Annotated in this window: 13 protein-coding genes; 10 read left to right on the top strand and 3 right to left on the bottom strand. The window is 38.0% G+C overall.

All coding sequences use genetic code 11. From position 1 onward, the window contains the following. The first annotated feature begins 10 nt into the window (after positions 1-10). Genes Gferi_RS07480 through hypE form a run of 8 tightly spaced genes read left to right on the top strand, consistent with a single transcriptional unit; the run spans position 11 to position 7,620 of the window. Positions 11-889: a hydrogenase small subunit gene (locus Gferi_RS07480; protein ID WP_083273430.1), complete on the top strand. Its 879-nt coding sequence runs from the start codon at positions 11-13 to the stop codon at positions 887-889. Between the two features lie 21 nt (positions 890-910). After that, complete coding sequence (locus Gferi_RS07475; protein WP_069975073.1) at positions 911-2,320, top strand: nickel-dependent hydrogenase large subunit; 1,410 nt, start codon at positions 911-913, stop codon at positions 2,318-2,320. A 1-nt stretch (position 2,321) separates the two neighbouring features. Continuing rightward, positions 2,322-2,762 carry a hydrogenase maturation protease gene (locus Gferi_RS07470; RefSeq protein ID WP_083273429.1) on the top strand — a complete coding sequence of 147 codons (441 nt, stop codon included), beginning with the start codon at positions 2,322-2,324 and terminating at the stop codon, positions 2,760-2,762. Between the two features lie 12 nt (positions 2,763-2,774). Further along, on the top strand, positions 2,775-3,035 hold the full coding sequence (locus tag Gferi_RS07465; RefSeq protein ID WP_069975070.1) for a hypothetical protein: 261 nt from the start codon (positions 2,775-2,777) through the stop codon (positions 3,033-3,035). Next, positions 3,025-5,310, top strand: coding sequence for a carbamoyltransferase HypF (gene hypF, locus Gferi_RS07460; RefSeq protein WP_156782341.1), 2,286 nt, complete (start codon positions 3,025-3,027; stop codon positions 5,308-5,310). Before Gferi_RS07465 ends, hypF begins: the two co-directional genes overlap by 11 nt. Position 5,311: 1 nt before the next feature. Further along, entirely contained in the window at positions 5,312-5,551 is a 240-nt protein-coding gene (locus tag Gferi_RS07455; RefSeq protein ID WP_069975068.1) for a HypC/HybG/HupF family hydrogenase formation chaperone, read from the top strand. After that, complete coding sequence (hypD, locus tag Gferi_RS07450) at positions 5,526-6,614, top strand: hydrogenase formation protein HypD (protein ID WP_179948117.1); 1,089 nt, start codon at positions 5,526-5,528, stop codon at positions 6,612-6,614. The genes Gferi_RS07455 and hypD overlap by 26 nt, the downstream gene beginning before the upstream one ends. 1 nt (position 6,615) lies before the next feature. Continuing rightward, positions 6,616-7,620: a hydrogenase expression/formation protein HypE gene (gene hypE / locus Gferi_RS07445; protein WP_069975066.1), complete on the top strand. Its 1,005-nt coding sequence runs from the start codon at positions 6,616-6,618 to the stop codon at positions 7,618-7,620. Between the two features lie 364 nt (positions 7,621-7,984). Here the strand turns inward: hypE and Gferi_RS07440 are convergent, their stop codons facing one another. Both Gferi_RS07440 and Gferi_RS07435 read right to left on the bottom strand, forming a co-directional pair. Continuing rightward, positions 7,985-8,659 carry a YjjG family noncanonical pyrimidine nucleotidase gene (locus Gferi_RS07440; protein WP_069975064.1) on the bottom strand — a complete coding sequence of 225 codons (675 nt, stop codon included), beginning with the start codon at positions 8,657-8,659 and terminating at the stop codon, positions 7,985-7,987. A 15-nt stretch (positions 8,660-8,674) separates the two neighbouring features. Next, positions 8,675-9,301 carry a YczE/YyaS/YitT family protein gene (locus Gferi_RS07435; protein WP_069975062.1) on the bottom strand — a complete coding sequence of 209 codons (627 nt, stop codon included), beginning with the start codon at positions 9,299-9,301 and terminating at the stop codon, positions 8,675-8,677. Between the two features lie 100 nt (positions 9,302-9,401). On the opposite strand from Gferi_RS07435, the gene Gferi_RS07430 reads away from it, so the two are divergent. Further along, a complete protein-coding gene (locus Gferi_RS07430; RefSeq protein ID WP_069975059.1) occupies positions 9,402-10,019 on the top strand; it encodes a cyclic nucleotide-binding domain-containing protein in 618 nt (205 codons plus the stop codon). A 193-nt stretch (positions 10,020-10,212) separates the two neighbouring features. Here Gferi_RS07430 and Gferi_RS07425 read toward each other — a convergent pair whose 3' ends face one another. Further along, complete coding sequence (locus Gferi_RS07425; RefSeq protein WP_069975057.1) at positions 10,213-10,674, bottom strand: L,D-transpeptidase family protein; 462 nt, start codon at positions 10,672-10,674, stop codon at positions 10,213-10,215. Between the two features lie 641 nt (positions 10,675-11,315). On the opposite strand from Gferi_RS07425, the gene Gferi_RS07420 reads away from it, so the two are divergent. Continuing rightward, on the top strand, positions 11,316-12,431 hold the full coding sequence (locus tag Gferi_RS07420) for a slipin family protein (protein WP_069975055.1): 1,116 nt from the start codon (positions 11,316-11,318) through the stop codon (positions 12,429-12,431). The last annotated feature ends 22 nt before the right edge of the window (positions 12,432-12,453 follow it).

Genomic DNA, 12,453 nt, shown 5'->3' with positions numbered 1-12,453 from the left:
AGGGAGTCATTTGAATGAGATATCAAGTAACTGTCCAATGATCAATTCAAAAACAATTACAGCGAGAAGAATAATGGGTTTAGCAATAGAGAAAATCAAAAATGCTAGTATGAATAAAATGAATTTAATCTGGTTAGAGGCAACGGGGTGTGCAGGAAATATTATTTCTTTACTTAATGCAGAAAATCCAGATGTAATTTATTTATTGGATCAGATGGTGACATTAAAATATAACAATAGTCTAATGGCTGCAGAAGGAGAGGCAGCCTTTCAGCAGTTTTTGGATACCTTAGAGACGGAGTTTATCCTGGTGGTCGAAGGGGCAGTAGCTACGAAGGATGATGGACTATACACCGTGATTGCCCGATACCAAGGGGGGCTGGTAACGGCCATGGAGGCAGTGAGAATGGCAGGGGAAAAGGCTAAGTACGTGGTGACAGTAGGAACTTGTGCTTCCTATGGAGGACCTTCTGCTGCACGACCCAATCCTTCCCAAAGTGTCAGCGTGCCACAGTTTTTAAATCAGGAAGTGATCAGAGTGCCAGGTTGTCCTAGCCATCCAGATTGGGCTATCGGAACAATCGCTAACCTTATCGCCTTTGGTATGCCAGAGTTAGATGCCCAAAGCAGACCCATAATATTTTATGGTATTACTATCCACGATCGATGTACTCGAAGGTCATATTTTGATAATGGTATTTTTGCTACAAAGCTAGGAAATCCAGAATGTATGTTTAAATTAGGTTGCCGAGGGCCTGTCACTAGAACCGATTGTCCTGTAAGACAGTGGAATGGATATGTAAACTGGCCTATTGAAGATAACACACCCTGTATAGGCTGTGCTCAAGAAAGGTTTCCAGACGGAATGGAGCCCTTTGTAAGATATTAGAATAATACTTGGGAGGAAACTATGGGAAGTAAAATTACCATCAACCCAATTACCCGAATCAGTGGGTTTTTAGAAATTCAAGTAGAGGTTGAAGAAAATCAAATTATCGATGCTAAAAGTAGTGGTATGCTCTTTAGGGGTTTTGAAAAAATGTTAAGGGGAAGACCGCCTTTGGATGCCATCTATTTTACAGAAAGAATTTGTGGTATTTGTTCTACTGCCCATTCCATGGGATCTACTTTAGCCTTAGAAGATATATTAGACATTTGTCCTAATGAAAATGACAAGATGATTAGAGATTTTATGCATGGATGTGAATTTATTCAAAACCATTTAAGGCATTTCTACCAATATACCTTGCCAGACTTTGTAAGGGGGCCGGAGATTCAACCTTTATACAATGTTACTCATAATGATTATAGATTGCCTGAGGAGTTGAATAGGGAGTTATCTGGAAACTATGTGGAGTCTCTTGAGTACAGCCGGCTAGCCCATGAAATGTTAGCTGTACTTGGAGGTAAAGCCCCCCATACCCATGGCATATTTGTAGGGGGTGTGACAGTGAACCTAGATGCGGCGAAATGGATTAAGGTCAAATCCATATTAGCCTCCATTAAGAATTTTGTGGTAACACGAATGATACCTGATGTATATACCACTGCAGAATATTACCCTGATTACTTTAAAAATGGAGTAGGATATAAAAATCTAATGACCTATGGGGTATTTGATACTTACGTGGAAAAAGACCTATTTTATGTGGGTCCCCAGGTATTTATCAATGGAGAGCTACAAGGATTCAACCCCGAAAAAATTACTGAAAACATTCATCGAGCTTGGTATGAGGCAAGGCAGACAGAACAAAGACCAACGGAGCCAACGGTAGAAGAAAATGTGTATAAGGAGGAGGGCTATAGTTGGATTAAAGCACCACGGTATGAAGGAAATCCCATGGAAGTTGGCCCCCTTGCAAGGATGTGGTTAAGTGGTAACTATACCAGAGGTATTTCAACTATGGATAGAATCATTGCCAGGGTGTTAGAAGTAGGAAAAATCATCGAAATTATGGAGGGTCTTTTGGAACGGGTAGAGTTTAAGCCAACGCAACAAGGAAGATATGCGTTTCCAGGTGAAGCCAAGGGAAAGGGGCTTATCGATACTACGAGAGGAGCCCTAGGTCATTGGGTTACCACTCAAGATGAAGGCATTCAAAACTATGGGATTATTACCCCCACTGCATGGAATCTATCACCAGAAGATTCTAGAGGACTCAAGGGAGTAGTAGAAAAAGCATTGATAGGAACAACCATAGAAGATTTGAAAAAACCTGTGGAAATAGGAAGAATTGTTAGGTCCTTTGATCCCTGTGTTTCCTGTGCCACTCATGTATTAAGTGGTGGATATTCTTTGGTGCAGATTAGGATTGTATAAGATGGCTGTAAAATGTATTGGGATTGGCAATCGGATCATGGGGGATGATAGCATAGGAATCAGGGTAGGAGAGGAACTTTCACCACGGTTGAAGCATATTGGCATCGAAGTAATACTAGGAGAGACAGATATTGATTTTACCTTAAGCAAAATTGAGGACGGAGATTTTTTATTTATTCTTGATGCAACCTACTTTAATGTGAAACCAGGTACTGTAACCTTTACTCCGATTGATAAATCTATTAAAGCGCATCCGCAAGCTTATTCACAGCACCAACCAAGTTTCGTTCACCTCCTAAAGATCTATGGAAAATCTGTTGACGGATTTATCGTTGGTATCGAAGTGGAAGAGATTGATTTTAGTTTAAAACTGAGCAACGTATTAGAAACCAGGCTCTCTCATATATGTGAGGAAGTGTATCAATTCATTATCAAATCATAAGGAGGGTTTAAAATGCATGATACTTATTTATTAAATAAAATAGCACAATCCCTAAAGGAACTATGTCAGGAATATAAACTGAAGAAAATAGAAGCATTTACATTGGTGGTGAACCATCATAGTCATGTTAATGAAGAGAGCTTACGGGAACACTTAGAGATTCATAGTAAGGAATGCATAGGAGATGCCCTACGGATTAAATTACAAAGAGAAGATATAGAGGAGCAGACAGCCATTATTCATAGTCTCCAAGGTGAGACCTTTGAACTATAACAATCGTCTTAAGGATATCGATAAGAGAAGGTACATAATAGAAATTTATGGAATCGTCCAAGGGGTAGGATACAGGCCTTATATTTACAACCAGGCTGAGTTTTTTAACATTAAAGGCTGGGTTAGCAATCAGGGAAGTGCTGTTCTCCTAGATATAGAGGGAGAAGGGAAAGCCATAAGAGATTTTTTAATAAAAATTATTAAGAATCCTCCTAATCTGTCCATCATAGAAAAGATACAATTAATTTCGAAGGAATATAAGGGCTATATAGACTTTCAAATTAAATTCAGCTCCTCTGATGAAAAAGGGCTTAAATTTATCGGTGTAGATGTGGCTACTTGTCCCCAGTGTCTAGAAGAAATATTTAATATACATAACCCGAGATATCATTACCCCTTTACAAATTGTACAGCTTGTGGCTCTCGGTATTCTATTCTTAGGAAATTGCCTTATGATCGAATTCATACAACCATGGATGACTTTCAAATGTGTCCTAGCTGCAGGGGAGAATACAATGATCCAGCGGATAGGAGATTTCATGCTCAACCCAATTGTTGTCCAAATTGCGGACCCTCTGTATATGTATTGACGAATGAAGGAAGGAAAGTGCTGTGCACTGATCCTATTCAAAAAACCATAGACCTTTTGCAGAGAGGGAAAATAGTGGCTATTAAAGGACTAGGAGGATATCATTTAGCCTGTGATGCTGGAAATCAAGAGACTATAAAAGCTTTGAGGAAAAGAAAAAACAGGCCCCATAAGCCCTTTGCTCTTATGGTAAAGGATATAGAGGTAGCAAGAGAATTATGTATGATCAATGAAATAGAAGAAAAAATCCTGTTAAGCAATAAAAGACCTATTGTTCTATTAGAAAAAAAGGCGTCTAAGACACTACCTGATGAAATTGCTCCGAATATGAAAAAATTGGGAGTGATGCTCCCTTATACACCGTTACATTATTTACTGTTTGAGGGGACAATCACAGCGCTTGTCATGACCAGTGGCAATAGAAGCAGTGCTCCAGTACAATATGAAAATCATGAAGCCATTGAGAACCTAAGAAGGATTGCTGATTATTTCTTAATGCATAATCGAGATATACATATCCCAGTGGAGGATTCCGTTATAAAGGTAGTAAACGACCAAGAGGTTTTGGTAAGAAGGGCAAGAGGCTATATCCCCTTCACCTTTCCAATTAATATAACACAAGAAGCATTAGCCTTGGGGGCAGAGGAAAAAAGTACATTTTGTGCTGCTCAAAATCAATACGGGTATATGAGTCAGTATTTAGGAGACTTAAAGGATTTTGATACTTATGGGATCTATGAAAAAGCAATAGGAAATTTAGTAAACCTATTAGGATTGAAGCCTAAAGTAATCGCTCATGACTACAATGGGAGCTACTTATCCTCTCAATATGCAGAATCGATAGCAGGTAAAAAAATAGCAGTACAACATCATCATGCCCATATGGTTAGTTGTATGGTGGAGCACAGACTATTTTCTCCTGTGATAGGGGTAGTTTTTGATGGAACGGGTCTAGGGACAGACGGCAAAATATGGGGCGGAGAGTTTTTTGTAGGTACAAGGGAGAGTTTTAGTCGAGTAGGACATTTAAAATATGTCACCATACAAGGCGGGAATCAAGCAATCAAAGAACCCTGGAGAATTGCCATCAGCTATATACATGCAATCGATTATAAGTATAAGAAGGTTTTGAGAGAAGTAGACAAAAAAAGTATTTATACAGTCAGACAGGCTTTGGATCAAAACTTAAACTGCTTTGAAAGTTCTAGTATGGGAAGGCTTTTTGACTGTGTGGCAGCCTTACTGAATCTACGACAGCGAATTACCTACGATGCTCAGGCTGCCATTGAATTAGAAAATATTTTAGACCCTTCAGTTAAAGAATACTATTCTTATCATATAGGAGAAGAAAATGGAGTTTATCAAATTGATTATAAAAGTATTCTAATGGGGGTTTTAAAAGATATAGAGGATGAATTATCTCCTTCTGCTGTTTCAGCTAAATTTCATAATACTATAGGCAATGTGACCCTAGAGATGATCACTAGAATAAAGGAAAGATATCATATAAACAATATCGTATTCAGCGGAGGGGTTTTTGAAAATATCTATCTATTGTCTTATGTAGTAAAGGGGTTAAAGAAAAGAGACTACGACGTTTATTATCATCAACAAATTCCCACCAATGATAGTGGGATTTCAGTTGGACAATTAGGGATAGCAGCTGCAATAGAAGGGAAGGGTTGATATGTGTATTGCAGTTCCTGGGGAAGTTATTGAATTATTTTCTCCCGAGGCGAGGGTAAAAATCATGGGTGTAGAAACGATTGTCAATATACAATTAATTGAACATTTAAAGGTTGGAGAGCATGTGCTAATCCATGTGGGGTGTGCTATTGAGAAGATTGACAGAAGCTATTATGATGATTTACTAGGTATACTTGAAAGTATGGTGGATGGAAATGAGAAGGAAGATAGATATAGATAAGGATTTGTTAACCAACCTAATCAATGAGGTGAATTCCATGGTCACAGAAGAAATAAAGATTATGGAGGTCTGTGGTACCCACACTCAGATGATTGCTAAGCTGGGGCTAAGAACGCTGTTATCCTCCAAAATAAAGCTTTTATCAGGTCCAGGATGCCCTGTCTGTGTAACGGAAGAAAGGTATATTGACTGGGCTATAGAGATTTTAAATAGATATAATGTAACAGTGGTTACCTTTGGAGACTTGATGAAAGTGAGGGGAAGAAAGGGAAGCCTGCTGGAGGAAAAGGGGAAGGGGAAGGATGTCAGGATAATTTATTCACCTTTAGACATCATTGATATAGCAGAAAAGTACAGAGGAAAACAAATTGTTTTTCTAGGGGTAGGTTTTGAAACTACAGCTCCTATTATAGCTTTAGCAACTAAAACGGCTGCGGAGAGGGGCATTGATAACCTATATTTCCTTACCTCCCTCAAGCTAATGGCACCAATCCTGCATTATATTTTAAAGGAATCTAACAATCAGATCCATGGATTTATCTGTCCAGGCCATGTGGCTACGATTAAGGGATCTGATTATTTTAAGTTTATAAATAGGAAGTACCATGTTCCAGCTGCCGTATGTGGATTTGAAGCTGTTGACATTGTAGCAGGGATATATTATCTGGTGAAGCAGATCACCCAAGGGAAAGAAGACGCCTTTCAAAATCTATATAAAAGATGTGTAAGCCCTCAAGGGAATACCACTGCCAATCTGTTGATAGATGAGGTATTCAATATTTTAGATGGAGAGTGGCGGGGAATTGGTAACATAGAAAACTCTTCTCTACAGATTAAAGAAAAATATGCTAGATTTGATGCAAGAAAGGTATTTGTGCTAGAAAATCAACAGGTAAAAGTCAGTATGGGCTGTGATTGTAAGGATATTTTACTGGGAAAGAAGACACCGAGGGAATGTAAGCTTTTTAAGAAAGGATGTAACCCAATGAGCCCTCAGGGGCCTTGTATGGTGTCTACAGAGGGGGCTTGTTCCATTGACTATCGGTATGGGGAGGAAGTGTAGAATGGAAAAAACAGTGATGCTCCGCCATGGAGACGGAGGAAAACATACAAGCATACTGATCAAGGATATCTTTTATAAGCATTTTCATAACGATATGTTAGTAAATTCTCTAGATGCATCTGTATTTGATGGGATTCATGGGAGACTGGCCTTTACAACAGACTCCTTTGTTGTAAAGCCTCTGGTGTTTCCAGGGGGAAACATTGGCAAATTAGCTGTCTGTGGTACCATAAATGATCTCGTTGCAGCAGGAGCCAGATCATTATATTTAAGCTGTGGCTTTATCATTGAAGAGGGCTTTGATATGGAGCTGCTTGAGAGAATTGCAGCCTCCATCGGAGAGACCTGTAGAAAAACAGGAGTGAAAATAATCACAGGAGATACAAAGGTGGTGGAGAAAGGCTCAGTAGATGGGGTATTCATCAATACTTCTGGAATAGGCGTGGTTCAGGCTCAGTATCAACCAAAACCCATTCAAGCGGGAGATCAAATTATTATCACTGGGGGAATTGCCCAGCATGGCACTACCATAGCGGTGGAACGGTATGGAATAAAAGTAGAAGAAAATATAAAAAGCGATTGTAGACCATTAAATCATATTCTTGAAAAGCTTCAGACATATATGGGAAGTATTAAGTTAATGAAGGATCCTACCAGAGGAGGTTTGGCAACTGCCTTAAATGAAATCCTAGAGGCATCAGGACGCGGAATTCAGCTATTAGAAGAGGCTATTCCGATAGCTGTGGAAGTGAAATCTATCAATGAGCTTTTAGGACTAGACCCACTATATCATGCCTGTGAGGGCAGGCTGATCATTGTGGTTGACAAGCAGAAGGCTAGAGCGGTACTAGAGGAAATTTGGCAATGTGAAGACTGTGAAGATGCAGCAATCATTGGTAGCTTTCTTTCCACTGGACTATTTCCAAAGGTAGTGATGGAAACAGTTATTGGGGGCAGGAGAATTGTTGGGCCTCTTGAGGGAGATATGCTCCCCAGGATATGCTAATTAAATAGTAGGCTCGAAATATAGGGTTTCCGAGCATGGGACTTTCCGAATGAGTATCTGATAGAAAAGAACTGGTGCTTGGAAATCTTTATTTTTGAATGTGGAAAAGAATATCTATGGTATAAAAATGGATAGGGTTAAGTGAACAAACTTGATATTGGACATTTTGCATAGAGTTGAGGAGACCTGATCAATGTTGCGTTTGCTTTAATTTTCAAAAATAATACATGTGGAGCACCTGGCGAAGTTTGAAAACTGAGAAAAGAAAACAATGAGAATGGATAGAACCCATTGAGTGTGGGGATGATCGTCGAGGACTTTTGCTTACTGATAAATTGAGAATAATCATCTTTAATAAAAAAAACTATACGATATCTAAAAGTTCGGATATGTCATGTATGATATAGTTGGCATAGGTACATTCAACATTTTTGCTGTGTTGATAAAAACAAGAATCAATTCCGACATTAACGGCTCCCTGCACATCAGAAGTAGGGTTATCTCCTACCATGATTATGGAACTGTTTAAAGCTCCATATATGTTTTTGAGGCAGTATCCAAAGAAATAAGGGGAAGGCTTTTCATATTTTATTTTGTCAGAGATAAAATGTCCATCAAACAAGTCAATTATGCCAGCGTTTGACAAGCGCTTGATTTGTGTTGTATATACACCGTTAGATGCTGAATAAATTCTTTTTCCCATCATCTTAAGTTTTGTTAAGGTGTATTCTGCATTGGAAATGAGCGAGGAAGAATTATCAAGGTAAAATCTGTACTTTTTTTCTATATCGCTACCATCAACTTGAATGCCATAAAGCTCAAAAAACTCACTGAAACGCGTATTCAATACGACATCTTTTGGAAGATGTCCTTGTTCGAGACGATTCCATAAAGATTTGTTTATTTTTTTATATTGTTGCAATAACGCATCTGTATAGTTTAGTCCTGATAATTCTATGATTTTTCTGAAACTTTCTTTTTCCGCAGCATCAAAATCCAAAATAGTATTGTCTAAGTCCATTAAAATGATATTATACATAATCTACAACTCCTTCTATAAATGTTTTTTATGAAAATAGTATGAGAAACCCATTAACCTTGAGAGCATGAAAAAGCTAATGATAGTTCCTTCTCTTATATATAGGCCACGACTGGTTATTGAAGTAAGTATCAGAGTGCTAATCGCAAAGAAAATATCAAATAGCATTCGAATTGTCGTCAGTTTACATCCAAGCTTTTGAGCCAATGCAATGCATAAACTTTCTAGAGGGAACTGAATGATCTCCATAGCTAGAATTGCCCCGAGACTAATGGAAGCTAATATAAGCCCAATCATAAATAACAATACTTTCATCAAGTATGTTTGAATTATTAAATGGTTCAAAATGATGTAAATATAAAAGTTAACGATATAGCCATTTACTATAGTCGCAACTATTTGAACAATATCTCGGCGGTTAATTTGAGACCGTCGGACCATGAGATAAATTATAAGAAATGACATATTTAAAAAGTTAAGCACAGTTCCGATCTCTAAATTAGATAACTCTGCCAAAATCAAAGAAAAGGCATTAAACATACTTTGCCCAATCCCAGCTTTGATTTGCAGAGAAATACCTAAGCCCAGCGTCAGGAAAGCCAATACTGAATATAATAACTTTTTCGTATGTTGTGGAATCATATTTCACCTCAGATAATGCAATATTCTTATTTTTATAAACATGTTATAATAAAAAAGGGAAATGAAATATGAGAAATATCATATTTGGAGAGAAATATATATGTTTTTTGATAATGAGATGCCGACGGTAGTATTTGAAATCGGAAAGAAAAGGACTTTCTTAAAAAGAGATAATATTTATAAATTGAACAGTAGTCCAGTATATTGCTATTTTATTCTGTCTGGGACTGCTAAAATTTATATCGATCATAAAAACGGGCGACGTTCAATCCTTGACTTTGTAGGGAAAAATGACTGGTTAGGGGAGCTTTCCTTGTTCTGCTATGAATCAGACATAAAAGAAAATAGAGTTCTTCAAGATGTCGAATGCTTGGAATTTAATATGAATGAATTACGAAAATTGTGCAAAGAAAATGCAAAAGTTTCTTTTTATTTTGCATCGTATATTGCCAACAAATTATTAGCCAGAAGTTATCGAATGAGTGAGAACTTAAATTATTCTTTGAATAGAAGACTTGCGGCGTTTATTCTTCAATATCAACAAAATAGTATATATAGTATTCCTCATACAGATGTTTCTGAATATATGAATGTTAGTTATCGTCATGTGCTATACGTCATTGAGCAATTCTGTGAGTTGGGAGTATTAAAAAAAGAAAAGGGAAAAGAATATATTATTTCTGACATAGAAAAATTGAAGGAATTACAGGAAAAGTAATAGGATAATCATTTGACACAGAAAGCGTTTTCAAATGGTTACCAAGATAACCTTTTGTCAGGGAACCACTGGGTTTTCGTGGCATCATTTTTGTCTGCTCAATAGAAGCCTTGGGGACGCTTGGGTTGTTTCCAAGATTATATATCCATACAATAATATATGCTGATAACACTATAAAATAAAAAGGTTTTCTTTAAGGAATAACCAACTCCTGTCCTATATAGATCACATCTACATTATCCACGCCGACATTTGCGCTAAGAAGATCCGAAAAGGATACGCCAAATCTCAAAGCAATAGAATACAAGGTGCCTCCTGGCTGTACCGCATAGGTACGGAAACTTCTTTCAGAAGGAATGATCCGAACATCTGTGCCGATGGTGACCACTGCATAGATGAAATTCACATCCTCATTGAACATACGGATGCAGCCATTAGATACGGTGTTACCAATCGAAGCAGGATTGTTGGTGCCGTGGATGCCATAATCCTTATAGAAGCGCATCCGTCGTGTATCGAATACACCATCTGGATTGGGGGCTTTTTCCGTGATTTTGAAAGTACCTGTAGGACTAGCTATACTGGGTTTACCAATAGCAACAGGATAAGCGGCTTGCAGTACTTGACCCCTTGATTCTAATCTTAATACTCCCATAAAGGGAAATGTTTTAGGAACACCTCCAAAACCACCTTTCTACTATCATATGTGGTAGGAAAGAGATTGGCGTCTACTATCCCAAATAAAACTTCGCACACTTTTTTTCATGAAAACAAAAGCAATTCATTATAATATATAATTACAGCCGAGTGCTGTGGAAGCAAGCTTAATGCGGCAGTTTTGAGACTGCGCGGTGCATTTGATCCATGATCCTATGTATGCCTGAGCTTGCCCTAAGAGAACTGATGTGTAGAAGGTTCAAATCCTTCCTCAAACCTCAGGGGTTTGTGTAGCTCAATTGGTAGAGCGGTCAGCTATGGTTGCACCTATGGTGTGGGGTTCGACTCCCCTCTAGGTTACCCTGTTAAGGTAAATTCAAATCAAGTGGCTGGATAAGAGGGCTTAGTCCGGCAGGAAATTATCCTGCAAGACAGGCAGAAACTGACCTTGTGCATAAAAGGATATCGTATGTAGGGTAGGCGAGTACTACTTTTAAATTGACTCAAAGGACTTACTGCCTTTCGGTTGATTTAAGGCATACTTAATTTGAGCCCGTCAGAATTTGTTTTAAGTCCCTTAAACAGTCCTGCGCAAATAGGACACCTGAATGTGTCTAAAATATAAACGAGGTGAGACGTATGAAGTACATAGTAAATACCCATGAGGTAGGTCTGTTGTTTGAAAATAACAGTTTTATCAAGGCATTACCTTCAAAAACCTATTATATGATGCCTTTTACAAAAAAATGGATACTTTCAGTAGATATGGCAGGTAAATTTGAAGTGGGGCACGAATTATCCCTGTTCTTAGATGATGATTTTTTGGCAAATAAATTGGATGTTATCAATCTGAAGGATAACGAAATTGCATTGCATTATGTTGATGGGAACTTCTGCGATATTCTTGTCTATGGCTCTCACGCCTATTTCAATACCATAAAGAAGCATACATTTGTTGTAATCGATACAAACTCTCCCTTTTTACCAGATCGTGTTGATCTGAATATATTCGGTAGAGAATATTTCAGAAAAGAGGGTTTTAAGTATATTCATTCATACAGTGTACCTGCAGGTAAAATTGGAATTCTTACGGTCAATGGTACGTTTTTAAAAATCCTTTCATCGGGAAGCCATTATTTCGTAAGGGGGATAAACACTGTAGAGGTAAGAATAGTAGATGGAAGGAAACAACTGCTTGAAATATCGGGACAGGAACTACTGTCTGAAGATAAAGTAACCCTTCGCATGAATTATATATGCCAGTATAAAATAGTAGATCCTGTCAAAGTAACCATGGAATTTGATGATTTTGAGCAGCAGCTGTATATAACCATGCAGCTTGCATTAAGAGAATATGTAGCTACCAGAAAGCTGGATGAACTTCTTGCACAGAAGCATGAAATAGGCAGTATCATACTTAATTCTGTCAGACATAAGCAGGATGAGTTTGGTATAGCGTTAATAGAGGCAGGTGTTAAAGATATTATCTTGCCTGGAGATATAAAAGAGATACTGAATACAGTCTTGATTGCGGAGAAAAAAGCCTTTGCAAACGTAATAACCAGGAGGGAAGAAACCGCCTCCACAAGAAGCTTGTTAAATACTGCAAGGTTAATGGAAGAGAATAAGACCTTGTATAAGTTAAAGGAGCTAGAGTATTTGGAGCGTATCTGTGATAAGGTTGGAAGTATCTCACTTTCAGCAAACGCTGGAATATTGGAGCAGTTAAGTCAACTGGTAGCACAAGAGAAATGAAAATAGGCCTTAGGCTGTGAAC

Source organism: Geosporobacter ferrireducens, from assembly GCF_001750685.1.
GTDB lineage: Bacteria > Bacillota > Clostridia > Peptostreptococcales > Thermotaleaceae > Geosporobacter > Geosporobacter ferrireducens.
The sequence above is the reverse complement of the archived record's forward strand: the minus strand, read 5'-3'. Positions and strand labels throughout refer to the sequence as shown.